Here is a 25,065-nt window from a genome sequence, read left to right on the forward strand (position 1 = left end):
TCCACCTGAAAAACAGATGCGGAATCAGCCTTCGAATTGTGACAACTCCTTCACAGAAAACTTTCCAGCTTGTATGAGCGCTGCCACTCGTTGAGAGCCGTAAACCAGGTAGCCAGCACGCCGGAATCACAGCCCCTACGGACAGATCAATATGATGCCGAACTTGCACACGATGATTGGGGATCAGTTAGGCCGGGCCGCACGACCATTTTTGATGTGCGGAGCATTGCTGCTCTCGTGGCAAATGACCGTTGATGCAGCAGATATTGTTATTCGCAAAGGGGGCGGGCGTGTTGGCGGGACTGCGGTTTCGACGAAATCCGGCATGACCGTCAAACCTCAGGCGGGAGACGAAGTCACCATCCCTCTGGCGGAGTTGCAATCGGTCGAGTGGGATTCCATGCCCGCCAGCTTCAAGATTGCCAGTGGAGATCTCGCCGCCGGTCGCTTCGACAAAGCCATTGACGCCCTCTCGAAGTTGAAATCTGATGGCAAGTTCCCTAACGACAACGTCAAGAAGGAAATCGGCTACACCCTGGCCCGCGCCAAGGGCCTGCTGGCTCAGACTCAACCCTCGAAAGTCGATGACGCAATCAAGGAGTTAAAGGGCATTCAGGCCAGTGATCCAGATTTCTACCAATATTTTCCCTCGGTGATTTTGCTCGCCGACCTGCTGGTCAACAAAGGCTCTTTTGATGAAGCCGCCAAGGTTCTGGAATCCTTCAATGAGGTGACCGATTCCTCGCTCAAGCTGCAGGGGCGCAGCTATGTGGGGCGAGTCCTCCTGGCACAGGGCAAGATCCCCCAGGCGGTGACTGCTTTCGACGAAGTCATCTCGTCTGCAGGTGATGATCAAACACTGGCACCACGCAAGCTCGATGCCATGGTGGGCAAAGCCAAAGCCGCTATTCAACAGAACAAGTATGCAGAAGCGTTGCCACTTCTGGATGATGTCATGCTGAACATGACAGAGGCCAGCGCCGCTACTGGTGCGGAATGCAAACTCCTGCAAGGCAACTGTCTGCAGGCTCTGAACAAGCCCATGGAAGCTGTGCTGGCCTATCTGTATGTCGATCTGAATTATCCCAATGAATCAGGGGCCCGTGCTGAGGCACTTTATCATCTGGCGGGCTTGTGGCGCGTCATTCAGCACCCCGATCGGGGTTTGGAAGCACGGGCTCGACTCGAGGCCGATTATCCCGCCAGTCCCTGGGCCAAGAAACTTTCAGGAAGTTAACGAACGGAGTTTGGAGTTCGCCGCACGATGAGACACAGAAAATATTCGAAAAGTAACTTCTCTCGTTTGCCTGCCATTCCAGGGATTGCCTCTGGAATCAGGGGGGCAGCAGACTTACACTCAGGCTCTGATGCGTTGTTCAACATCTACTCGATATTTTTCATCTTCTCCTGAAGATTTCGTCTTTTCGGCGAATGTTTTGTGTTCCGTAACGGTGTTACAGCGAGTGACTTGATCCCGAAAGATTGATGAACTCCTGTTGTTTTATGAATTTGGCAAGCAGCTTCATGGAGGACTGGTCGTCGGCAAGAATTCCCTTTCGACGTCTCCAGTACATCATGGCTCGACTTTCACATCCCTGAATCACTCCGCAGTTCTTGCAAGAGGTGCCCCTTTGAACCGTCGTTGGACCGCATTCTGGCTGGTTTGTGCAATTGTTGTCACTGGCATGGGAACAGGCCTGTTCTCATCAGGGGCCGATCTTCTGGGAGTTGATCTTCCAGGAACGTCACTCGCATTGGCCCAGGATGAAGCGGCTGCCCCGGCAGCCGGTGGCGGTGCGGCGGATCCTGCGGCTGATGTGCTTGCTCAACGCAAGCAGGAGAGTTTCCTCGCGTGGATGATTCGCGCCTCGGGCATCTTTGGCTTTCTGATCATGCTCGTCTCGTTCGTCATGGTGGCCCTCATCATGATGCTGTTCCTGCAGATCCGCAAAGTGAACTACATCCCTGCTGATTTCGTCGAAGACTTTGAAGAAAAGTTGAATGCCCGCGATTACCCCGGTGCCTACGAGCTCGCGAAAAGTGATGATTCGTTCGTGGCCCGCGTCCTGGCAGCCGGTATGGCTCGACTCGCCCGTGGCTATGAAGAAGTCGAAAACGCAATGCAGGAAGTGGGCGACGACGAAGCCCTCGGCATGGAACAGAAGATTGGTTATCTGGCATTGATTGGCTCCGTGGCTCCGATGCTCGGTCTGCTGGGAACTGTCCAGGGGATGGTGCTCAGCTTCCAGGTGATTGCCACCAGTACACAACAGCCCAAGCCTTACGAGCTGGCCGACGGTATTGCCACAGCTCTCTTTACGACACTCGAAGGTCTTGTTGTGGCGATCCCCGCCATCGTCGCCTTTACTGTCTACAAGAATCGTTTTGCACGGTTCATGTTCGAGGCCAGTGTGATCAGCGAAGGATTGATGAGCCGTTTCAGTGGTATGAAACCACAGGCGGCACCTGCTGCTCCAGCAGCCCAGGCGGCTCGTCCTGCGGCCGCTGCTCCTGCTGCGGCTCCACAGGGCTAGTCGGTTCAAGCCTGGAGCGATCCAGGAGTTTGGTCGCTCAGGAAAAGTTGAGCCGTCACATTTCTGTTCTGAAAATTAAAGACTTCCCTGATCGTATTCGCACAGGAATCGACTTGTGGCAAAGCGCCGTCTGAATCACACCAGCGTCATTGAACCGGATATGACGCCGATGATTGATATCGTGTTCCAGTTACTCACCTTCTTCATGGTGGTGATCAACTTCGAAAACACGAAGGCTGATGAACGCGTCAAGCTCCCGAAAGACCTGCTGGCCAAACCTCCTGAAGTCAAGCCGGCAGAAGAGCTGGTGTTGAACGTCGGCTTTGATCGTGATCTCTCCGGAAGAAAACTTTCCGAAGAGCCCATCGTGTTCTATGCCGGTGATAAATTCACGATCAATAACTTCGGTCCGCTCCTCGAACAGGAAAAGCGACTGGCGGAAGCTAAAGGCGGAAAGGGGGCCATTGACGAAACAACCGTCATCCTCCGGGCCGACAGTGAAGTTCCGACAGGCAAAGTCCAGGAGCTGATTCGCAAGTGTCAGGAAATTGGCTATACCAAGTTTTCGCTCAAGGCCATTTCGGAAGAGAAGTGACGACAGCTGATTGTTGAAATCAGCAGATCGAGAGACGTCCCGGTTCAGTGAGTGAGATCGAGTTTCATGGGCAGCAAACGCAGACCAGATACGGGCGGTAAAGTGGATGTGCCCATGGCACCCATGATTGATATCGTCTTTCAACTGCTGATTTTCTTCATGCTCCAACTGAAGATCATGGCTCCGGAAGGTAACTTTGATATCAACATGCCGCTGGGCCAGTCATCACAGCAGAGCAGCGATGCTCCCCTCGTGCCGGACATCAAGATCAAGCTGATTTCCGATGACAATGGAAACCTCGCTCAGCTCAAGTTTGGCGAGCGAAATCTGGGTGTCGGAGATGGCGCCTTCGAAGCTTTAGGGGCCGAAGTCCTCAAAATCATTGGCACTCCGGGCAACCCGGCTACCAAAGATATCGAAGTCGAGATCGATGCCGACTACGAACTTCACTACGAGTATGTCATCAAGGCCGTTTCGCACTGCACAGGCAAGATCGATCCGCAGACCAAGCAACTCGTTCGCTATGTCGAGAAGATCAAGTTCGCCCCGCCGCGGCTCCCTAAAAACAGCTGATCGATCACTGCAGGCAATTCAAGTGGCCCGGATGTTTCATGGAATCATCCGGGCCACTTCACGTTGACGATCCGAGGCTTAAGCTCATTACAGTTCGGTCAGTGGCAGGTGGAATGTCTTGGCGACGGCGGCATTCGTCACCTGACCGGCATGAATATTCACAGCCCGATTCAACCCCGCATGGCCTTTACATGCCGGCAACACCCCCTCTTTCGCAATCTTGAGGATGTAAGGGAGTGTCACGTTACACAGTGCATAGGTACTGGTACGGCCCACCGCACCCGGCATATTCGTAACACAGTAATGCACAATACCATCGATCACATAGGTCGGGTCGGAATGTGTCGTTGGCCGGGTGGTTTCCACACATCCCCCCTGATCGACCGCCACGTCGATAATCACCGCACCATGCTTCATGTATTTCAGGTCTTCGCGAGAGACCAGATTCGGCGCACGCGCACCTTCCACCAGCACAGCGCCAATCACCAGATCGGCCAGTTTGAGTTGCTGCCGGATATTATGTCGGTCACTGAAGAGCGTATTCACATTGGGAGGCATGATGTCCTCCAGGTAGCGCAGCCGATCCACGTTGATGTCGAGAATGACCACGTCGGCCTGAAAGCCTGCAGCAATTCGAGCCGCATTCTTCCCGACCACACCACCACCCAGAATGGCAATATGAGCTGGTGCCACACCCGGCACCCCCGCCAGTAAAATCCCGCGGCCCAGTTGTGGCCGTTCGAGATACTTGGCCCCCTCCTGAATGCTCATGCGGCCAGCGATCTCACTCATAGGAGTCAACAGCGGTAAATCGCCCTGCGGCCCACGCAGAGTCTCATAGGCAATCGCGGTCACTCCACTCTCGATCACATTTCGCGTCAGCGATTCACTGGCGGCAAAGTGAAAGTAAGTGAAAATCGCCTGGCCAGATCTCATCAGAGGGAATTCAGACGCCTGTGGCTCTTTGACTTTGACAATCAGATCCGCCTGATCCCAGACTTCTTTCGCACTTGCCACAATCTCGGCACCGGCCTCGGCATACTCTTCATCCGAGATCCCACTGCCGACACCCGCACCCGCTTCAACCAGCACAGTGTGTCCACCACGCTTCAATTCCTCGACACCGACTGGGAGCATGGCCACGCGATACTCATCAACCTTCACTTCTTTCGGAACACCCACCCGCATGATCGCCCTTCCGGTCTCACTGACTGCTGAAATGAACGCTTTGTCATTCCACTATACCGGTCATTGCCATTGTGGGCGATGTCAACAGAGATGGCGAACGCAAGATTCGCTCGACCTCGACCACGATGACAAATAAAAAACCGTTCATGGCGTCTCCACCACGAACGGTTCAGAAAATCAGTCAATCTCGACGAACGACTTGATGGACTTGGACTTATTCCACGCCGATGGCCTTCACAAGATCAAGACCATTGAATGTCGAACCACTGGCGTTGGTGTACGAGCCCATTGAAGGGACAAGAATCAGTTCGCCGATTTCCAGGTTTGGCAATTCCTGATCGCGGCTGACCACATCTGTGGAATCGCATGTCGGGCCGGCAACCACACAAGGGAAGCAGGGACGATCCAGATGATTTTCGGCCATCAGGTTAAAATCGGTGTGATCGTAAACCTTGCCCGAGAATGAACCATAAAGACCATCGTCGATGATGTATTGTGTCGCTCCGTTAGGACGGACAGACTTCCCGATCACACTGGTAATCAAAGTCTGCGTATCCGCAGAGATCACACGGCCAGGTTCAGCAATCACCCGCACAGGCAGGTCGCCAAAGTGCATTTCGAGTGACTGACGAACGATATCGCAATACGTTTCGAGGCTGATGATCGCTTCACGATAGGGAGCGGGCATCCCACCACCAATATCGAGGATTTCGAGATCAATCCCTTCGCAGGCAGCGTCATCAAAGATCTGTCGCACTTTGGCCAGTGCGCGGTCGTAGTCGCCTGGTTCCAGAGTCTGTGAACCCACATGGAACGAAATACCGCGAACATTCATGCCCAGCTCGCGTGCCTGACGGAGCAGTTCAACCGCTTCGCCAGGAGCACAACCAAACTTGGCCGAGAGGTTGATCATGCTGGAAGCTGACGACATGGCGACTCGCAGCAGCAGACCGACATCGGGCGTCAGGCGATGAACTTTCTTGAGTTCTGTCGCATTGTCATACACAAACAGCCGCACGCCCGCTTCGTAGCAGGTCATGAGGTTATCGACTGTCTTGCAGGGATGGGTATGCAGCATCTGCTCAGGCGTAAAACCTGCCTGAAGAGCAGCTTTCAGTTCGCCAACAGAGCAGATATCGACAGAGCCACCAAGCTTGCGCAGCGTGCGGAGAATGGTCAGATCCGGGTTACTCTTGGCGGCGTAGAACAGTTCCACACCAGGTAGACCCGCCTGAAGAATTTCATAGTTCCGGGCGACGACCGAGCGAGAAACACACATGAGCGGCGTCCCGTACTCGGCAGCGAGTTCCTTCGCCTGCTCGAAAGAAACGACAGGTTCCGCAACACGGTAGCCAACAGCGGATGCAGTACGGTCATCAAGAATTGCAGCCATGACAACGCTCCAGCAGGTAAACGGCAATCTTTTGCCGGTGGGGGATGCGAACGGGAAAAAACGAGGCAAGGAACTTCACTGAATCCATGCGGCTGGAGACATTCATCTGGTCTCTGCTCTGCGACACGGGCGGCTGAGAATTCTCAGTCACTAAGATTCGAAAACCAGGCAGAGGTGACAGAATCAGAAGGTATTTGGAAGATCGCCCGTTGTTCAGCCAGTCACTGGCTGCCAGAGAAGCGTCAAACAGTAAACCTTCTATTCAACCTAAAGAACGCCGTCCGCGAGATAGCTCACTGCAGCGACCGTTTGTTTACCCCCGCCGGCTGCGGGCAGCGGTATCATCGCTTGAGGAGGGGTGTTCGACTCAAAAGGCACAAAGAACCATCCAGCCGAAGTGCATGAGTGCAGGCGGAAAGCCGAGTGCGTTTGCTGATACCTGTGGCCAGCGTCATCACCTGATCAACCAAAGCCAGCGAGCGAATGGCCGAATCGTGGCGAATCGCTGAGGCACGGCGGCGGTAGACCACACTGAGACGCCCCGAAAACATGCGGGCGTTCATCGCCGAGAGCCAGCGACGCAGACCACCAATACCCAAACCCGACTCCGCAAAGCTCAGCGGAGCTGGCAAAACTGCCGGGGTATGGATGGTCATGGTCTGTGGCATACTCGGTTTGACCCTAAGTTGAGTGTTTCGACTGCGGGATAATACGAACACAAACCGCCTTGGCCAAGATAAACCCGGACAAAATTCACCAAGTTCGGGAAAATTCGTCCGGCAGAATCGGCCAGAAGCACTCCCAGAGGAGTCCATCTTGCCGATTCAATCACTTTGCCCAAAGGAAAACGTGGTTTTTCCCGAGAGAGATCAATCTCTTTACAGGAATCACGAATTCAGCATCGTTCGCCAAATCCTTATCACGAGATTTCGACCGCTAGACGACGGGAAAACAAGTCGATTTTCAAAAAAATACAGTGGCCAGTACACACCTGGCCACTGCAAAGTTGATTCATCTTTTTGAATTCGTCCCAGCCTGCAATGCAAACGGCTGGCTGGGGACTATTTCCGTTCGGTCAGAGGAACAAGTTCTTCTCTGCGTGGCAACACCTGTCGCTTGAAGGCGGTCGAATTGCTCGAAACCCACGGTCTTGGCCCGAGAGCTTCCCGAGCAGGCTCTCTGCCAGACTCACCGGCAGACGCTGATTTTTCAGAAACCGATGAGGCTGTCTGTTGCTGGTTATCGTCCACTCGGAGTGAAACCGGCAGACGCTGCGACTGAGAATCAACCTCACCCATCAGATAGGTCATGAACGTCTGGCTGGCACGATTCAAAACCACAATTCGACTGTTATCTCCCGCACCACCACGTGGACGCACAATGCAGATGATTTCCGCATCGGGCGATTGATTCATCAGTGCCGCCTCGGCAGCGGCATTCGTGCCACTGTTATTGCTACTCGCGACACTCGAAACAGCGCGATTGTTACCAACCCCAGCCATCAGGTTGTCGCCCATCGCTTCAGACGAACTTCCCGCATCAGCCGTACGGACAGCACTGGCGATCGCCGTATTCGCCCGGCCTCGACCTTCTCGTCGAACGAGCGCACCCAGCCGATGCTTTTCGAGCATGGTACAGATGGGTTCCAGACCAGCATACAGACCACGGCGTTCTTTCGTATCGGCAGCAATGCACACGCCAGCCAGTTGACCATCGGCTCGGAACAGCCCGCCACCCGAGCGGCCCTGAATTGGCACTCCTGTGCATTCAATGTTTTCCGGCCCATTGTAACGATTGATGGCTGTCACCTTGTGACTTTCGCGTGAAGGGTTAGCCCCTCCACCGCAGCCAATGCTGAACATCTCTTCGCCCGGCCCGAGTCTCACATCGACAGGGGATAGCCGGGCGACTGAGACAGCTTTTTCGGTGGGAATCATGATCAGACCCACATCCGCATCGAGATTGAAATCCATCACTTCGCCGAGGTAGGTCCGAGGACTTCCTTGAGCCTGGAAGACATCCACTTCAACAACAGGCTTGGATTTCAGATCACGGAAAATATGCCCGCAAGTGACAATCATCGTGCGGCCAGTCTGACTGTCGACAATGGTTCCCGATCCGTAGTTCGACATTCCACCCTGGCTGTCGCGAACTCGAATACGCACACTGGCCAAAGCGGGATCGACAGAAGCGACTGTCATTTCTGCATCGTCTTCAGCATTGTTCCCGCGAAAGAGTTCGTTGGCGGGAGTGGCAGGTGGCTTAGGTTCTGCGGGAATTGAAGAATTGGCCGATCGAGTCAGGCCCATGCCCTCACTGATCGAATTGAGAATTCCAGTGCGGGGAGCAGCGGGTGCATTGCGAGGGTTAGAAACAATCTCTGCTTCCAGACGCGATGATTCACCCAAAACGGTGGTCGGTACGCCGTCGGCATCGAAGGGTGAGCTGTTGGTCTTGGGCAGTGGTTTTGAACCAGGGACTGCCAGTCGCTCCTGCTGACCACGTGCGAGTTGTGAACCCTGTACTGCCTGCTCGGCCATCCGTCGCAGTTGAGCTTCGTTGGTCATGCCGACAATACGATTCACTTCTTTGCCATCGATCACGAGGATAAATGTGGGCATCGAATCCACGCGAAACTGACGGGCAAGATTCGGTTCCTGATCCACATCCACTTTGCGGATCGCGTAACCTTGTCGCTGCAGCTTGGAGACAATCGGACTCATCTGCTGACAGGGGCCGCACCAGGAAGCGGTAAAGTCGAGTACGACAGAGTTGGCCGGTGTCCCCGCAGCTTTCAGCGTCTGATTCGACCCCGCCAGTCCAGCCGGCCAGGTCGTGGGGCAGACAATGGCAACCACCGCTGCCACAAGCAAAGTCATCGTGAGAGCCATGGCACTCACGAGACCGGCTGTGCGGGAAAGTTTGCCATGAAGAAATCGTCGAGAACTGCGGATTGTCGCGGGAAGCTCAGGCTCCATAGCAGAAGCAGCCGGGACTTCCGGAGTTGTCGCCTCGGCTTTTGCATCACCTTCCGCAATGATCGAGCGATGGGACAGCGCGATCTGCAACGCATGGGCCTGTGTCTTCGCAGGCAGAGCCACGTGATCGTGAGATCGAGAATGCTGGGATGACTGATGGGAAGATTCAACGCCCGATTCAGAAACTACGGCTGTGTGGGAGACTCTCGATGCTTCCTGAGTCAGCTTTGTCTCAGGGAAAGAGTTCACTTCCACAGTCCGACGGGAGCTATCGGCAACAGGCACCGGTTGATCAGCAGGTGGGATTTCTCCGTACCAGCCGGGAACCTGTCCTGCAAACGACTCGGTCGTGGGCGAAACATGGCGTGCAATGGTCGAATCTCGATCCATGCAAGGCCTCCTTGCCTTGTTCGACTTGTAAATCTTTCCAGAACGTTTGGTAAAACTTACTAGCGTTTTTACCAATCGCATCTGGCCCGAAGTGATCGTCATCCATGACTCGCAACTTCGGCGAAGCATGCGGAAGTTATCCTCCGCAACAATTTAGCTCAAGACAAACTTCTGCAGACACCTTTTCCGGGGAGCATGTACTGAACATTCAACTCCTCGAAGCGACGGCAGAATCTGCCGAAGAACCATAAGAGCACCTCCCGTGCCAGTTGCTTCGATTGCCTTGTTCATTCGCTTTTTCTGAGAAACACAGTCACGCTAAGCCGTATCGTTTCTGCATAGTGAGCTTTGTTTGCAAAGGTGTTCCATGTCCGCAGCGGCCTGCCATTTTCGAGATGAACTCCTGGAACGATTCTTGCGCTATGTGCGCATCGAAACGACGGCGGACGAAACCAGCCAGACTGTTCCCAGCACAATGAGCCAGCTCGATCTCTCCCGATTGCTGCTCGCGGAATGTGAGGCCATGGGGTTGGCCGATACTTCAATGACTCCTCACGGGGTCGTCATGGCCACAGTCCCAGCCACCATTCCGGACGGAGCCGGGGGGAAGAAACTTCCCGCGATTGCCTGGATTGCTCACGTCGATACTTCACCTGAGTACAGCGGGAAGAACGTTCAGCCCATCGTGCATCGCCACTACGATGGCCGGGACATTCATCTCCCAGCCGACCCTCGGCAGGTTCATCGCCCTTTCGAACAGCCCGAACTCGCTGCCGCCCTGGGACACACCATCATCACGACCGATGGCTCAACGCTTCTGGGTGGCGATGATAAAGGGGGCGTGGCGGTCATCATGCAGGCTGCGCGAGAACTGATGCGCAGCGAGCTTCCTCATGGGCCCATCCGGCTCTGCTTTACCTGTGATGAAGAAATTGGCCGCGGCACCGATCATCTCGATCTGGCGGCTCTCGACTGCATTTGCGGCTACACACTCGATGGCGGTGGGCAGGGTGTCGTCGATAACGAAACGTTTTCGGCTGATCAGGCCGTGATCACTGTCAAAGGGGTCAACACTCACCCTTCCGTCGGCAAAGGAGTGATGGTCAATGCCATTCGTATCTTGAGCGAACTCATCTCACGCCTGCCTAAACTTGCAGTCTCACCAGAAACAACCGACGGCCGAGACGGGTTTATTCATCCTTACCATATCGAAGGAGGAGTGGCCGAAGCCTCGGCCCGGCTCATTCTCCGAGACTTCGAAACCAGCGGATTGGAAGCACAGGCCCGGATCCTGCAATCCATTGCCGAGTCGTTAAAGGTCGAGTATCCGCGAGCCACCATCGAGATTGCGATCCACCCGCAGTATCGCAACATGCGCGACGGATTGGCCAAAGAACCCAAAGCCGTTCCGAAGGCGCTGGCTGCCATGAAAGCCGCCGGGATCGAACCCACGCTCAGTATTATTCGCGGCGGAACAGATGGCTCACTCCTCACGGCCAAAGGTTTGCCTTGCCCGAATCTCTCCACGGGTCAGCATAACCCGCATTCACCACTCGAATGGGCCAGCCTCGATGAAATGGAAGTGGCTGTCAAAGTGCTGATTCAACTGGCTATCGAGTGGGGTAAGCTCGAATAAGCCATTTGTAATCACGTCTGTGCAGATTGCCAAGTCGCCTGGAAAAGTGAGCCTGTTGTGTCCTCAGAGCCACCTCGATTGCTGCAGTTGTCGCCAGTGGATCATGTTGCGGTGGCGACACAAAGTCTGCCAGCGGGTTCTATGACGCACGAAGGCCAGGAACTTCTCATCAGGCAACCAGTGCGGGCTGGGCATAAGGTGGCCTTGCTTCCGATCGCTGCGGGAACACCCATTCTCAAGTACGGCCAGCCATTTGCCATCGCTGCACGAGACATCATGGTTGGCGAACATGTCCATACTCACAACGTGCAGGTGCTGCACAACGATGATTGTCAGCAATTCGCGAAGCAGAATTCAGTCGCTGCATCTCATGATCAATCGACGAACCCGAAATCAAATCCCGAAAACAAAATGACGTTTGCCGGGATTCGGCGGCCTGATGGTAGGGTGGCCACACGGAACTACGTGGCTGTTATCGGGACAGTCAACTGTTCATCCACTGTGGTGCGACAAATTGTGCGTGCCATCCCACCAGATCTGCTGAACCAGTACGGAAACATCGATGGTGTGATTCCGCTGGTGCATAGTGGTGGCTGTGCCATGGAGTTTGGCGGGACAGATCATCGGCAACTGGCACGCATTCTGGGTGGATATGCCAGGCATCCGAATATTGGAGCCTATCTTCTGGTCGGGCTGGGCTGTGAAACAGGACAGGGATCTTTTCTGATCGAACAGGAAGGACTTGTGCAACTGCGGCATTCCGGTGAAGCTCAGCAAGCGGCATCGCCACTTTTGGTCAACATCCAGGAAGCAGGTGGAGTCCGCCGAACAATCGAACGCGCGCTGGCAGCATTGAAAGAACTGCTTCCCGAAGCCAACAAATGTCAGAGAGAATCGATCCCCGCCAGCGAACTGGTGATGGGTTTAAAGTGTGGTGGCAGTGATGGCTTCAGCGGCCTCACGGCCAATCCGGCACTCGGTATCGCCAGCGATTTGCTGATTGCTCAGGGCGGGACAGCACTCCTCGCAGAGACGCCGGAAATATTTGGTGGCGAGCATCTGCTGGCATCGCGAGCAATCCATCCAGAAGTCTCGCAGAAGCTACTCGATAAAGTCGCCTGGTGGCGTGCCTACGCCGCCAGGTTCGGCACCACGCTCGATGGCAACCCGTCGTTTGGGAACAAAGAGGGTGGCCTGACGACGATTGTCGAGAAATCCCTCGGAGCAATCACCAAAGGTGGTGCTTCGCCACTGGTCGATGTCCTCGATTATGCCGAGCCGGTTCGTCATCGCGGGTTGAACTTTATGGATTCACCCGGCTACGACCCGGCCAGTGTGACCGGCCTGATTGCCAGTGGTGCCCATGTCGTTTGCTTTACTACAGGCCGGGGGAGTTGCTTTGGTTCCAAACCCGCTCCGACCCTTAAAATTTCGACCAACACGTCGTTATTCGAGCGACTTTCCGAAGAGATGGATTTTGATGCAGGTCGCGTCCTTTCCTCAGCTTCGATCTCACAGACAGGCCACGATCTGCTAGAGAAGGTTCTCAAGGTCGCCAGTGGTGAAAAGACCTGCAGCGAGCAGCAAGGTTTCGGGGATGATGAGTTCTTCCCCTGGACCCCAGGGCCCGTGCTGTAACGACCTCATACCAATCACAACCTGGCGTGATCGCGCGTAAATGGGGGCACGCCATCCGCATGTGGCTTTTGAACCCTCGCCCATGTCCGCGTGGGAGAGGGTGGCACGCAGTGCCGGGTGAGGGTCTTGCCTGGCGAAGTGAAGCCGCCATGAACACTTCCGATGGGTGCCACTGCTGGCTTGCCAGCAGTGCTCCTTCCACGATGCTTTCGATGTCAGATCTTAACGATGACTACACGGAGTTAAAGCACTTCGTCGATTGACCGTCCAATACATTCGAACTCACCCTCATCCCAGCCTTCTCCCGTCGGAACGGGAGAAGGAGCAAAAAACCCTCGCCCGCGTCTGCGTGGGAGAGGGTGGCACGAAGTGCCGGGTGAGGGTCTTCTCCAATTGATATGTATGAATCACAAGGGCTTCCGCAGGGACGCCAATGGACTATCAGTTAGCGGCGATGAAAAGCATCCCGCGATGAGGTCGATTGTTGATTGCACGACAAACACGTACGAACTCGCCCTCATCCCAGCCTTCTCCCGTCAGAACGGGAGAAGGAGCAAAAAACCCTCGCCCACATCCGCGTGCGAGAGGGCACGGTGAGGGTCTTCAGCGTTTCACTTTGTTAGGAAATACAAAGTTTTACTTCTGAGTCACTGGCACCGGTAAGCGAATTACTACAACAGCCAGTCGAACTGCAGCCAGTCTTTGAACAGGAATTCGAGCCGCATGGTCAAGAGTGTAATTCGGCCCATGACCGTATAGGCGAATGATGCACCGAAGGTGATCATCAGCACAAAGACCCCCACTCTCGACAGCCTGCCAAACGCCCCGCGATGCTCAATTGAAAAGATGAAGTAGCTGAGACTGCTGATCACGCAGGCAATGATCGAAGTATTTCGCAGCGAGAGCAGCCAGTCGATCTTGAGAGGTGCACCGGCTTCAGCACTGTTCGGGACCATCACGATCAGTGGCAGAATAGTACTTCGAATCTGCTCGACAAAATCCGATTCGATAATCAGCACCAGCCTTAGCCCTGCCATCGTTCCCACAATGAGAGCTAATGGCCACCTTGCCAGCCAACTGAATGAAGGGATCAGTCGGGCCAGCAGCATGGCTCCGAGAAGTAATGGAAACAGTGCGGAGAGATCAGGAGCGGTATACCCGAAAATCTGCCACGAGCCTGGAGGAATCTGCAAACCAGGGAGCACTGTCGCCTGAGCCAGATCCGGAAGCAACTTCGCAAAGACCAGCGGCACCAGACTTGACCAGAAAGCGACCACAAACCAGTAACCTGCAGAGACACCCACCATCAGTGACTCGGCCAGTTTGTAAAACATGTTGTCGCGAAAGAGCGACGAAAACACGGCCAGCGTAATGGCTGCCGCCAGCCAGACTCCTAACGTTCGTTGCCACGAGATAAAACCTTTGGCCTTCTCTTCATCCGTGGCATTCGGTTTCAACTCGGTATAAATCGGCAGCAGAGTGTTGTTTTGGGCCTTAATCGTTTGGGCTTGAACGTAGACTGTTCCGTAAAGACCTTGCTTATAAACGCCCCAGCCCACCAGAAAACAAAGGCCAACAACCATCAACGAGATTTGAAACTTCCACCAGAAATCCCGCGGAGGAGTGCCCGCGACTCCCGGATCTGTGGAAGATGCCATATCGGCTGACTGATTCATGCCGGGCCTCCTGGAGCAGGAGTGACATCGGCTCGATGAGAATTCGCACCCACACCATAAACATTGAGCGGGAAGCAGCGCGAGAGGACGTACAGAATATTGCCAGCCACAATCAGGCAGATCATCAACAGATGGGCCCACAGTTGTGGCCCCATACGCTGTAAACCTTCGTTGAGTCTGGGCTCTGCAAACCTCGGATACTTTTCAGAGAGGGCGGCTTCGTATTCAGCGGCTCCTTTAATCGCAGCGAGAATCCCCAGCACGCGATCCGGAATGTAAGGGTACAACTGCGGGCCTTGCACACCAGTGCAACCAACCGCCATCGGTGTGCGTGTGGTCGTGGTGGCATATTGCACCCACTCCTTGGCCCCCGGATAACCTGCCGAAACATTCAGCAGCAGATCAAAGTCCTTCAGCGAATGGATCCCTTCCATCATCGGAATTTTTTCCAGACTGGTTCCTCGGGCATCCGTGGGAAAGAGAGCGCGAAGATTGTCTGCCACCTTCTTGATGGCAACCACCTCGCCGGCCTGATAGCCCAGAAACATCCAGTCTTTGCCATATTCCAGATTCTTCTCGGCGAACTCATCATTCAGGACTTCATTGGTGTTCTCATTGATCAAAGGGGAGGCAGCCGGCCAGAGCGTCATCAGATAAATCTTGTGCCCCCGGCTGGCAAGATGACGGAGGAACGAGACCGCCATCGGATTCAGTTCGGCTGCCGAGGCCGGGTCGTAATCCATCGAAACCAGCACGCGTGAGCCCGGCTTCAACTCTTCAATATGATTGAACACCGCTTTGACGTTTGCAGTCGGCTTTTCCGGGAATGTTGCCTTAGTGAGGACAGGAATACCCACAGCCAGCAGCATCAACAGAAAAATCCAGCGGCGATCAATATTCGCTGCCCCCAGCCTGGCGAGCAGGTAACCGCCATTCTCTGCGACCAGGTGACCCCAATGCAGGGGCTGTCGAGACGGCGACGATTGATCATCGTCTGCCTTCGAAGTTGTTGGCCCTGAGGGTGTGGAGGACATACCGTTCTCTTTGTCGAACATCTCGCCCGGAGGCTTGAGAGCGCTCCCTCACGGACGAGTCATATCATGATCAGTACGCTAATCGGTTGCTCGCGTGGCCGCTACTGCCATCCGTGCAAAATCAGCCACACACCAGTCAGTTCTGATCTGTAGCAGTCTGTACTCTGCTGGCTGGTCGTAAGTCGTTAGGGGCGCTCGGCTGCAATCTCGGGAATCTCACGAATCCAGATATTGCGGAACCGGACAGGATTGCCATGAAACTGCAACTGGAAAGGAGCCTTCGGCGCATGGGCTTTGTACTTGGGGGGAGAATCCCAGGCGGTCATGCCGAGAATTTCCGTGTGGTTCTGAATCAAAACACCATTGTGCAGAACGGTGACGTAGCCGGGTTTAAGCAGAGCCCCTTCGGCACTGAATCGAGGTGCATTGAAGATGATGTCGTAACTTTGCCATTCGCCGGGCTTGCGCGAGGCATTGACCAGAGGTGGCTTCGTTTTGTAGAGCGAGCCAGCCTGGCCATCGAAGTAAGTCGGGTTTTCAAACGAGTCGAGAATCTGAATCTCGTACTGACCCATCAGATAGACACCGCTGTTGCCTCGACCCTGGCCTTTGCCTTCGACCTTTTCGGGAGTGGCCCATTCGATGTGGAGCTGGCAGTCACCAAAGCTCTCTTTGGAGGAAATCCCCCCACCCTTGGCAATCGCATAGCCATTTTCAATGACCCACTTGTCACCACCCTGAAACTGATCAAGACTTTTGCCATCAAACAACACCAGGGCATCACTGGGGGGATCACCGGGATTTGTGCCAGGTGTCACGACGACAGGTTCAGCCCAGCGAATTCCACTCACCCATTCGCCAGAACTCACGATACCCGCACCGGCGACCAGCACGGCACAACTGATCATGGCGACTCTGGCAAAACGGGGTCGATTCGTGCCCCAGCATGACAACTTCATGATGACCATCCCTCTGAGAAAACTGACAATGACTCCGATCACGGTAGCGTTTCACTATGGCCCATTTGAGGCCTGACCTCAAGATTCGGGTGTGAAAAGTCTTCTGGATGGATCTGCGAGATTTGTTGAGCAAGGTTTGTTGTGGCAGGTATCTGAACCGCACAGGGAATCCGTCTCGAAAGCAGGGGCTTGCTCGTCGTGTGGAGGACATGTCAAAATCGAGACCATCGCGGGCAATCCCAAGTACGTTTTCTATGACCTGACAGCGTTCGATGTGATCTATCCAATGTGCCATGCTTGCGGCTCTGGGCAAGCATGCCTTCGCAGGTCACAACGTGCTGTTGTTTAGTGGATAACTTACGAGGTTGATCAGAGCGTTACTTCCCGTGGAAATTCACATTTCTTTGCAGGACAAACAGATGCCAACAGGGCCCGGACGGAATTGCGATTCGGTTGATCTGCTGCGCTCCCTCCATGCGTTGACCACTCTTTGCATGGTGCTGACAGGCGTAATTGTCTCCAGCAGCATTGCCAAAGCACAGACAGGGCCGGAAACACCCGCAGCCCGAAATGTGGCCTATGTCGAAAATGGTCATCAGAGGCAGCGACTGCACGTCTATCTGCCAGCCACCGGAAAGAACTGGCCACTCGTGATCTGGATTCATGGTGGCGGCTGGGAAAGTGGAAATCATGATTATTCACCGGCACGTTTTCTGGTAAACGAAGGGTTTGCCGTCGCGAGCATTGGCTACCGGCTTTCGACAGATGCTCCCTTTCCCGCACAGATCCAGGACTGCAAATCAGCCATTCGCTGGTTGAAAATGCAGGCTCCCCGATTTGGCTACAATCCCGAGCGGGTCGGTGTGTGGGGTCAATCCGCCGGCGGTCATCTGGCCAGCCTCGTCGGAACCACCGGAGCCGATTCGATCTTTGACGTGGGAGCTCATTTGGAAAGTAAGAGTCACGTACAGGCGGTGGTCGATTTCTGCGGCCCGACGGATCTGTCGCTCTACGGCCAATCGAAGACTGATGACACTCTGGGAAGGCTGATTGGCGGGCCCATTCAGAACAATGCTGCCAAGGTGAAAGCCGCCAATCCGCTGAGTTACATCCGCAAAGACCAGCTTCCAGCTTTTCTGATTGTGCACGGCGATCGCGACAACATCGTTCCCATCAAACACAGCGAGCTTCTGGTGAATGCACTCAAGGCCAATGGAGGCGATGTCACCTATCATATTGCCAAGGGGAAGCAGCACGATGTCCGGGAAAACGACACGCCCCAGAGAGTGACTGCGTTTTTCAAAGCGAACCTGCAGAAGTGATCTCTTTCGACGATGTTTGATCCCGCCAGATCCTTGAGACCTTGTTCTTTCAAGACTTTGGCCAGAACGAGATGGCGACGAATGGCTTCGACAAGCGAGTTGGCAATGGTAATGATCAAGGCATGATTTATCTCGACCACAATGCCACCACAAAACCACTTCCCGAGGTGGTCGAAGTGGTTTCGAACTGTCAGCAGGAAGCCTGGGCCAATCCGGGTTCGCGCCATGCCATGGGCCGCCGTGCCAGACGAGTTCTCGATGACAGCCGGGAATCGATTGCGAGCCTGCTGGGGGCCAATCCTGAGGAATTGATTTTCACATCGGGAGGAACAGAATCGATCAATCTGGCACTGCGCGGTCTCGCAGGCACCCGGCCCGGCGTGATTGTGATGGGCTCGGGAGAACATCCTGCCACCGTAGAAACCTGTCGCTGGCTGGCGATGGTGCAAGGTCACAAGCTGCTCGAAATCCCTGTCAATTCTCATGGTGAGTTGAAAACACCCGACCACTGCGAAATTCCGTGGGATGATGTCCGCCTGGTGACGATTCTCTGGGGACATAACGAAACTGGTGTGATTCAACCGATTGATGCGTGGAGCCATGCCTGCCGCGAGCGAAACATTCCATTGCATCTGGATGCTGTGCAGATGATTGGCAAAATGCCACTTGAGGAAGTGTCGTTTCGAAGGACCGGTGCCACGGCCATCAGTTTTGCCAGTCATAAGTTTCATGGCCCGCGCGGGATTGGTGGTTTGCTCCTGTCTCCAGCGGCACGGTTAACCCCACTGCTCACGGGCGGGCACCAGGAACGAGATCGCCGGGCCGGGACAGAGTTCACACCCATGGTGGCCGGCATGGCGAGAGCCCTGGAATTGTTTGCCCGGGAAGGAAAGTCCGCATATCAGCACATGATCGAATCGAGAAAACTGCTGGAGGATCATCTTCTCGGCAGTTCTGCCCCGGCCCATGTGTTTGGAAACGAGGCTTCCCGCCGCCTGCCCAATACCATTCAAGTGGCCTTCGAAAATGTGCCGGCAGAGGCACTGCTGGTGAATCTGGATCTGGCTGGTATCGCCTGTTCGGCTGGCAGTACCTGTGCCAGTGGTTCGATGGAGCCTTCCCCGATCCTGCTGGCCATGGGGGTGCCGCCAGAACTCGCCAAGTGCTCAATTCGATTCAGCCTGGGACGATTCACCACGCGCGAGGAAATCATGAGTGCGGCTTCCATCATTGCCCAGACTGTGCAGCGCTTACGGGATCAGGCTGCACAATAGACTCAATGAGTCTTGAGCAATCGCGACCTGACCTCAGCAATATGAGCCGCACAGGCTTTGCGGGCATCGTTAAAGCCTGCGACGGTTCGCGCAGGATCTTTGAGATAACCGAGAACCAGGGCCTCAGCTTTCGCGAGTTCACGGCAGACATCGGGAACTTCGCTCGCGATTTCAGGCGGTATGGTGCTCACTCCATTGCGATCTCCATGGAGCAGATCACCAGGGTAGATGGTGATCCCGCCCACTGTGACAGGGACGTTGATCGCAAGAATATGGCAATATCCATGGGCGGCGATTGAGCCACTGGTAAAAGCCGGAAACTTGAGTGGAGCCACCTGATCGAGATCGCGACCGGCACCAGAGGTGATGATGCCTTTGGCACCAAAACTTTGATAGGTCGTACACATCACTTCGCCGAAAGTGGCAGAAGCGACTGGCTCATCGAGATCCTGAAAAACGATGACGGGTGGGCCGGGAATACTGGCCATGGCTTCAACTTGTGCACCCATGCTGCCATAAGCATCGCCGCCACGGGGTGGCTTCTGGCTGCGGAAGGTGCTGGTGAGCGCAAAACCGACCATCGGTGGAAGATCCGGAAAGCAGGCCCGGATGGACGAGTTCATGTAGCCTTCATTACGAGGCCGGAGATCCCAAAGCTCGACCGCATTGCAGATCGTGGGGGTATCGAAGAGTGCCAGTTCCGTGAGGGTTTGCGGCGAGATGACTACGGACATGAAAGATCCCGGAAGAAAATGTTCAAGATCATCGGCAATCACAATTGAGATCACTCAAGGGAGCGACAACCGGTTCTCAGAGGCTCTGCTCAAGTTGTACCGCATGCTTGTGTGTCAGTTGCATTATCGCCGTACGCTTGAAAAATTGCGAACACGCATTTCCGAAACCTGTCCAGCAGCCTGGCTCGTCACATCATTACAATCGAATAGGCGAAAAGAGTACTACGTCTCGCGATCGAAGCACCCATGCGCATTCTTGGGGTTGTCGCTGGCTGTGTTGGATAACCAGCATCCACTCAGACACCGCGAGCGGATTTGATTGTTAGCAGATTGCTTTCCATCGATTTATTCAATTGACCTGACTGTTTCGTTGATAAGATTGATGAACAATCAGCAGGAAAGACAAGACGCATGCCCTGGTTTGAATTTTTCTGGACGCCCGAGATCGAACAACATGTTGCCGAACATGGCGTCACTGTGGAGCAATTCGAATATGTCGTCATGACATCAGTGGCCCGCGAATTCAGCCATTCCAACTCACAAAACACTGTAGCCAAAGGATATGATCAGACAGGGCGGTGGTTGATTTGTGTCTACGAGATGATTGATACCATGACAGTTTTGCCAGTCACCGCTTATGAGCCAACGGAGGAATGATGAAAGAAATCAAAATCAGTCCGGAAGAACTCCGGGCAAAACAACAAGCTGCTCAGGCTGGTCGAGTCGAAGACAGTGCCGGGTTGGTTCGTGCGATGAAGGCCGCTGGTGAACTGACACACTCGGGATGGCTGCGTCGGCAGATTCATGAACGTCGAGAAGTACCCCTGGAACGGCTGTGTCAGTCAGCAGACATCACTTCCACACAGCTAAACGACTTCCTGGAAGGTCTGGGACCATTGTCTACGGTGCAGGTGGATGCGATTTGTGCTGCTTTGGGAATCATTCCAGCAGGTACCGAAAAGGTCGCTTGAGCTGATCATTCCAAACGTTCGAAACTAGTCAATACCCAGCTGCTGTCGATAGTAATGGACGGTCTTCTCAAGACCTTCTGCCAGCGGAATCTGCGGCTCCCACTTCAGCATGGCTTTCGCGCGGGTGATATCCGGGCAACGCTGTTTCGGGTCATCTTGAGGCAGGGGGCGGAAGTCGATGGTGCTCTTTGAACCCGTGGCTTTGAGAACCTGTTCAGCGAGTTCGAGCATGGTGTATTCGCCCGGATTTCCGATATTCACCGGGCCCGTATGAATCCCCTGATCCATGAGCGCCATGATGCCGCGCACGAGATCATCGACATAGCAGAAGGAACGGGTCTGGCTGCCATCACCATAGACAGTGAGTGGCTCACCTTTGAGAGCCTGTGTGATGAAGTTCGAAATCACCCGCCCGTCGTTGGGATCCATACGCGGGCCGTAGGTGTTAAAGATGCGGACAATACGAATCTCGAGCTGATGAGCCAGGTGATAGTTCATGCACAGCGATTCTGCGACGCGCTTCCCTTCGTCATAGCAACTGCGTGGCCCCAGGGGATTAACATGCCCCCAGTAATCTTCCGTTTGAGGATGCACAATCGGGTCGCCATAAACTTCCGAAGTGCTGGCCTGCAGGATGCGGGCTTTGCAGCGCTTGGCCAGACCCAGCATGTTGATCATCCCCAACGTCGAGGTCTTGATCGTCTTGATAGGGTTGTATTGATAAGCCACTGGCGAAGCAGGGCAAGCCATGTTGTAAATGCGATCGGCATCCAGCGTGATCGGATGGACAATATCGTGATCCACCAGTTGAAACTGAGGATGATCCTTCAGGTGAGCAATATTGGCCATCCGGCCTGTGAAGAAGTTGTCGAGGCAGATGACTTTGTCACCCCGCTCAATGAGACGGTCACAAATGTGACTTCCCACAAAACCTGCACCACCAGTGACGAGTACTGTCGCAGCCACGGATTATCACCTGCGTAAAAGTAAACTGAATGTCTCGATGTTCAATACCGCTCGATCAATCAGAATCGGGCTTTGCTCTGAATTCTCCCGCCCGCTGAGGAGCGTTCGCAAGATGGAAACTTCACGTTTGCCCGAAAGTCGACAGAACTTGGGACAGATCCCGGGGGCTTCCGGTTTCAGACAGTCGCAGACAACCCGCAGAATCGTTACAGGCGGATGTGGTCGAGTGCGTCTTTCGGATCGAGAATATAGCTCGTGTAGAATGGTCCAAACTCGGCGTAGTGAGCTGAGGCATGGTCGAACCGCATCGTGTAAACGATCTCCTTGAGATATTCGGGAGTTCGTCCCCAGAGAGTGACACCCCACTCCCAGTCATCGAGGCCAGTCGAAGCGGTAATGAGTTGCGAGACTTTTCCTGCGAAAGCAATCCCACTGGTGGCATGTTCGGCCATCAAGGCACTGCGCACACTGAAAGGCTCTTCGTACCAGTTGGCGAGTGGATGCCGGGCCTTATTCATCGGGTAAAAGCACATCACGGGCCAGGCGGGGAAATCCGGACACAGACGCTGCTGATTCATCATGGGGAGTCGCTGACGATAGCCATTGACCCGGGCCTGAAAGGCGGGCTCTTCGGGCTTGCCACCTTCACGAATCAGTCGTTCAGCGAACTGCTCGACGGTGGGAACATACTCCGAAACTTCAGTAATCGAGACGAATGAATAAGTTGGCTCGAGTGCCACACCTAAAGTGCTGGCCCGGATCTTCTGCCGCAGTCGTTCAATTTTGAAGGGGTCAGCATCCATCAGCATGAGCGACAGATCCGCACGATGCCCCGCCACGACAGACGTCTGTAAACGGACAGGAGCCTCAGGACCATCGGACCTGAGCAGTTCCAAAAGCTCTTCGCGGCCGCTCGCCCGCTGGCTGTCTGTCAGGCGGGCATAATGGGCCTGATTGACCTGATAGTAGATATGCAGGCAGTGCCAGCCTTCGCGCAGAATGGCAGAAGGTGGCGGAAGATCACGCTGTGGAGCTGGATGATTCATGGAAGGTCACTTGATCGATAGACAAATCCGCTGGATGAAGCATCTCCTCATCTTTGCCTCATTGTAGTCTCTGGGGCGATGGAGTTCACGCAGGTCGCACGAGGATGTCCCCCATGCTCCTTCAAGACTCATCACTTCACAAAAGCGAAGAACAGGCTCCCACGAAATCTTTCAGCACACCTTCAGGGATTCTCTCAACGGGAAAGATAAGTGGTGTCCGAAATCATGGCTTCATAAGCCAGAGCCAGTTGATCCAGGCGTTCATCGGAAAGGCTGCCAGCCTGCTTGCGAACTTCGAGCTGCTGCTTGTAATTGGCCAGAAGCTGTGCCCGGTCGTAGCGGGCAAAGGCCACCATCTCTCCCAGCTTGCTCCCCTGAATCAGCTTGGTAATGTGCCATCGTCCTTCAGCATCCATCACCACATGAGCCTCATTGGGAAGCCCGAACAGATTGTGGAAACTTCCCATCACTTCCTGATAGGCACCCACCAGAAAAATCCCGAGATAATAAGGCTCTTCCGGCTTCCACTTGTGCAGTTCAAGAACTTCCCGCACATCTTTCAGATCGACAAATTTGTCAATCCGCCCATCCGAATCGCAGGTGACATCCACGAGCGTCGCAAAATCGGTCAAAGGTTCGTTGAGCCGATGAATGGGCATGATCGGAAAGAGCTGCCCAATCGCCCAGCTATCCGGAACCGAGCGAAACAGCGAGAAATTGCACAGGTACTTCGCAGCCAGAATACGTCGTAAATCTTCGAATTCTTCCGGTGGCGATTTGACACCATCGGCTTCTTTCAGCGCCCGAGCACACGTTTCCCAAAAGAGAACTTCCCCTTTGGCCCTGTCTTCCAGACTGATCAGCCCGAGATTGAACTGCGTGTGCAGTTCGTCTTTGTGCTCGAGTGCGTCGTGATAAAACTCAGTGAAATTCTTGCGATTGATCCCGTCGCAAAGCGCTTTCAGTTCGACAATCACCTGCGGGTCGTCATCATCAACAGTCACTTCGGGCTTATCATCGGCAAAGGTTTCAATTTCATCGCGAATGCTGGTAATCAGGACGGCATGATACGCCGTCATCATGCGGCCGCTCTCAGTCACCAGATGGGGATGTGGCACATTCTCTTCATCGCAGACCGATTTGATCGTGTAAACCACATCGTTCGCGAACTCCTGAACAGTATAGTTCATGGAGGATTCAAAGCGGGTCTTTGAGCCATCGTAATCAACACCCAGGCCGCCACCGATATCCATCGTATCGATGGGAGTCCCCAGTTGCCTGAGTTTGGCATAGACGCGGGCAGCTTCCTTCATTGCCATTTTGACACGTTTGATCTCGGTGATCTGCGAGCCAATATGCGAGTGCAGGAGCTTGAGTGAACTCAGTCGGCCGCGATCCTTGAGCAGCCGGACACAATCGAGCAGTTCAGACGTCGTCAGACCAAACTTGGCAGAATCACCACCCGATGAGGCCCATTTGCCTGAGCCGCGGGAATAGAGCTTGGACCTGAGGCCAATCATCGGCATGACGCCCGTTTCATCCGCCAGATTGAGCGTGGTGATCAACTCGCTGAGCTTTTCAATCACAATGACGACGTTCTTGCCCGCTTCGACCCCCAGCATGGCAAGGCGAATAAACGAATCATCCTTAAAGCCATTACAGATCAGCAGCGAATTGGGATGCTGCACCTGTGCCAGGCCGGCATAAAGTTCGGGCTTGGAACCACATTCCAGACCCACATTGAAACGGGCTGAGTCTTTGAGAAACTCTTCAACAACTTCCCTTCGAGGATTCACCTTCATCGGGAAGACCGGAAAATGTCGGCCCTGATAGCCGTATTCTTCGATGGCCTGAATGTAAGATGTGGCGAGCTTTTTGAGCTGATTGGTGAGAATCTGCGGGAATCGCAGGAGCAGTGGAGTGTGCAGCTTCCGTTCATCGCGCAGAGAGTTGACCAGCTCGAACAGATCGAGCGATCGTGGATCATCGGCGGCGGGCCTGGCAATCAGATGGCCCTTCGAATTGATATCGAAGTATCCCGCGGACCAGTTTTCAACTCCGTAAACGTTCTGCACAACCTGCAGTTGTTCTTCGTCCATGGACATGGAGGTTGCTCTATCGCTGGGGAGTCACTGGTGATTTACAACACTGGTGAGAT

The 25,065-nt window shown here is 54.4% G+C and carries 21 protein-coding genes; 10 read left to right on the forward strand and 11 right to left on the reverse strand.

Annotated elements, in window-relative coordinates; translation table 11 throughout:
* Nucleotides 1–154: 154 nt before the first annotated feature.
* The 4 genes from A6X21_RS06995 (at nt 155) to A6X21_RS07010 (ending at nt 3,702) form a co-directional block, all read left to right on the forward strand.
* Complete coding sequence (locus tag A6X21_RS06995; RefSeq protein ID WP_165603705.1) at nt 155–1,237, forward strand: tetratricopeptide repeat protein; 1,083 nt, start codon at nt 155–157, stop codon at nt 1,235–1,237.
* A 394-nt stretch (nt 1,238–1,631) separates the two neighbouring features.
* A complete protein-coding gene (locus A6X21_RS07000) occupies nt 1,632–2,534 on the forward strand; it encodes a MotA/TolQ/ExbB proton channel family protein (RefSeq protein WP_240490192.1) in 903 nt (300 codons plus the stop codon).
* A gap of 115 nt (nt 2,535–2,649) precedes the next feature.
* Nucleotides 2,650–3,129 carry an ExbD/TolR family protein gene (locus A6X21_RS07005; RefSeq protein ID WP_013112049.1) on the forward strand — a complete coding sequence of 160 codons (480 nt, stop codon included), beginning with the start codon at nt 2,650–2,652 and terminating at the stop codon, nt 3,127–3,129.
* A 114-nt stretch (nt 3,130–3,243) separates the two neighbouring features.
* Nucleotides 3,244–3,702 (forward strand): ExbD/TolR family protein, encoded by a 459-nt coding sequence (locus A6X21_RS07010; RefSeq protein WP_240490193.1) that lies wholly within the window; start codon nt 3,244–3,246, stop codon nt 3,700–3,702.
* A gap of 87 nt (nt 3,703–3,789) precedes the next feature.
* Here the strand turns inward: A6X21_RS07010 and ald are convergent, their stop codons facing one another.
* The 4 genes from ald to A6X21_RS07030 all read right to left on the reverse strand — a co-directional run bounded on the left by ald (nt 3,790) and on the right by A6X21_RS07030 (nt 9,651).
* A complete protein-coding gene (ald, locus tag A6X21_RS07015; protein ID WP_068846897.1) occupies nt 3,790–4,890 on the reverse strand; it encodes an alanine dehydrogenase in 1,101 nt (366 codons plus the stop codon).
* A 214-nt stretch (nt 4,891–5,104) separates the two neighbouring features.
* The gene (locus tag A6X21_RS07020; protein ID WP_068846898.1) at nt 5,105–6,283 is read right to left on the reverse strand and encodes a type III PLP-dependent enzyme; all 1,179 of its coding nucleotides are present in this window, start codon (nt 6,281–6,283) and stop codon (nt 5,105–5,107) included.
* Between the two features lie 341 nt (nt 6,284–6,624).
* Complete coding sequence (locus tag A6X21_RS07025) at nt 6,625–6,951, reverse strand: hypothetical protein (RefSeq protein ID WP_013112045.1); 327 nt, start codon at nt 6,949–6,951, stop codon at nt 6,625–6,627.
* Between the two features lie 393 nt (nt 6,952–7,344).
* Nucleotides 7,345–9,651 (reverse strand): thioredoxin domain-containing protein, encoded by a 2,307-nt coding sequence (locus A6X21_RS07030; RefSeq protein ID WP_068846899.1) that lies wholly within the window; start codon nt 9,649–9,651, stop codon nt 7,345–7,347.
* A gap of 367 nt (nt 9,652–10,018) precedes the next feature.
* Here A6X21_RS07030 and pepT point away from each other — a divergent pair, with 367 nt between their 5' ends.
* Together pepT and A6X21_RS07040 are read left to right on the forward strand one after the other, a co-directional pair.
* A complete protein-coding gene (pepT, locus tag A6X21_RS07035) occupies nt 10,019–11,287 on the forward strand; it encodes a peptidase T (RefSeq protein WP_068846900.1) in 1,269 nt (422 codons plus the stop codon).
* 57 nt (nt 11,288–11,344) lie between these two features.
* On the forward strand, nt 11,345–12,925 hold the full coding sequence (locus A6X21_RS07040) for a UxaA family hydrolase (protein WP_068846901.1): 1,581 nt from the start codon (nt 11,345–11,347) through the stop codon (nt 12,923–12,925).
* Nucleotides 12,926–13,596: 671 nt separating this feature from the next.
* Here the strand turns inward: A6X21_RS07040 and A6X21_RS07045 are convergent.
* The 3 genes from A6X21_RS07045 to A6X21_RS07055 form a co-directional block, all read right to left on the reverse strand.
* The gene (locus A6X21_RS07045) at nt 13,597–14,601 is read right to left on the reverse strand and encodes a hypothetical protein (RefSeq protein WP_083233449.1); all 1,005 of its coding nucleotides are present in this window, start codon (nt 14,599–14,601) and stop codon (nt 13,597–13,599) included.
* Nucleotides 14,598–15,635: a hypothetical protein gene (locus A6X21_RS07050; protein WP_131818224.1), complete on the reverse strand. Its 1,038-nt coding sequence runs from the start codon at nt 15,633–15,635 to the stop codon at nt 14,598–14,600. Before A6X21_RS07050 ends, A6X21_RS07045 begins: the two co-directional genes overlap by 4 nt.
* Before the next feature lie 185 nt (nt 15,636–15,820).
* The gene (locus A6X21_RS07055; protein WP_068846944.1) at nt 15,821–16,594 is read right to left on the reverse strand and encodes a 3-keto-disaccharide hydrolase; all 774 of its coding nucleotides are present in this window, start codon (nt 16,592–16,594) and stop codon (nt 15,821–15,823) included.
* 419 nt (nt 16,595–17,013) lie between these two features.
* Between A6X21_RS07055 and A6X21_RS07060 the strand changes: the two genes are divergently transcribed.
* Both A6X21_RS07060 and A6X21_RS07065 read left to right on the forward strand, forming a co-directional pair.
* A complete protein-coding gene (locus tag A6X21_RS07060; RefSeq protein WP_131818225.1) occupies nt 17,014–17,916 on the forward strand; it encodes an alpha/beta hydrolase in 903 nt (300 codons plus the stop codon).
* 41 nt (nt 17,917–17,957) lie between these two features.
* Nucleotides 17,958–19,190: a cysteine desulfurase family protein gene (locus A6X21_RS07065; protein WP_240490194.1), complete on the forward strand. Its 1,233-nt coding sequence runs from the start codon at nt 17,958–17,960 to the stop codon at nt 19,188–19,190.
* 2 nt (nt 19,191–19,192) lie between these two features.
* On the opposite strand, the gene A6X21_RS07070 is transcribed toward A6X21_RS07065, so the two are convergent.
* Nucleotides 19,193–19,924, reverse strand: a complete 732-nt coding sequence (locus A6X21_RS07070) for an RraA family protein (protein WP_068846947.1) — start codon at nt 19,922–19,924, stop codon at nt 19,193–19,195.
* Nucleotides 19,925–20,335: 411 nt separating this feature from the next.
* On the opposite strand from A6X21_RS07070, the gene A6X21_RS07075 reads away from it, so the two are divergent.
* Both A6X21_RS07075 and A6X21_RS07080 read left to right on the forward strand, forming a co-directional pair.
* Nucleotides 20,336–20,581, forward strand: a complete 246-nt coding sequence (locus A6X21_RS07075; protein ID WP_068846903.1) for a hypothetical protein — start codon at nt 20,336–20,338, stop codon at nt 20,579–20,581.
* On the forward strand, nt 20,581–20,895 hold the full coding sequence (locus tag A6X21_RS07080) for a hypothetical protein (protein ID WP_068846904.1): 315 nt from the start codon (nt 20,581–20,583) through the stop codon (nt 20,893–20,895). Before A6X21_RS07075 ends, A6X21_RS07080 begins: the two co-directional genes overlap by 1 nt.
* A 24-nt stretch (nt 20,896–20,919) precedes the next feature.
* Here A6X21_RS07080 and A6X21_RS07085 read toward each other — a convergent pair whose 3' ends face one another.
* The 3 genes from A6X21_RS07085 to speA all read right to left on the reverse strand — a co-directional run bounded on the left by A6X21_RS07085 (nt 20,920) and on the right by speA (nt 25,012).
* Nucleotides 20,920–21,861 carry a UDP-glucuronic acid decarboxylase family protein gene (locus tag A6X21_RS07085; protein ID WP_068846905.1) on the reverse strand — a complete coding sequence of 314 codons (942 nt, stop codon included), beginning with the start codon at nt 21,859–21,861 and terminating at the stop codon, nt 20,920–20,922.
* A gap of 206 nt (nt 21,862–22,067) precedes the next feature.
* Nucleotides 22,068–22,907, reverse strand: a complete 840-nt coding sequence (gene hemQ / locus A6X21_RS07090; RefSeq protein WP_068846906.1) for a hydrogen peroxide-dependent heme synthase — start codon at nt 22,905–22,907, stop codon at nt 22,068–22,070.
* A gap of 194 nt (nt 22,908–23,101) precedes the next feature.
* Nucleotides 23,102–25,012: a biosynthetic arginine decarboxylase gene (speA, locus tag A6X21_RS07095; protein WP_068846907.1), complete on the reverse strand. Its 1,911-nt coding sequence runs from the start codon at nt 25,010–25,012 to the stop codon at nt 23,102–23,104.
* Nucleotides 25,013–25,065 lie beyond the last annotated feature (53 nt).

Source organism: Planctopirus hydrillae, assembly GCF_001707835.1.
In the GTDB taxonomy this organism is placed as follows: Bacteria; Planctomycetota; Planctomycetia; order Planctomycetales; family Planctomycetaceae; genus Planctopirus; species Planctopirus hydrillae.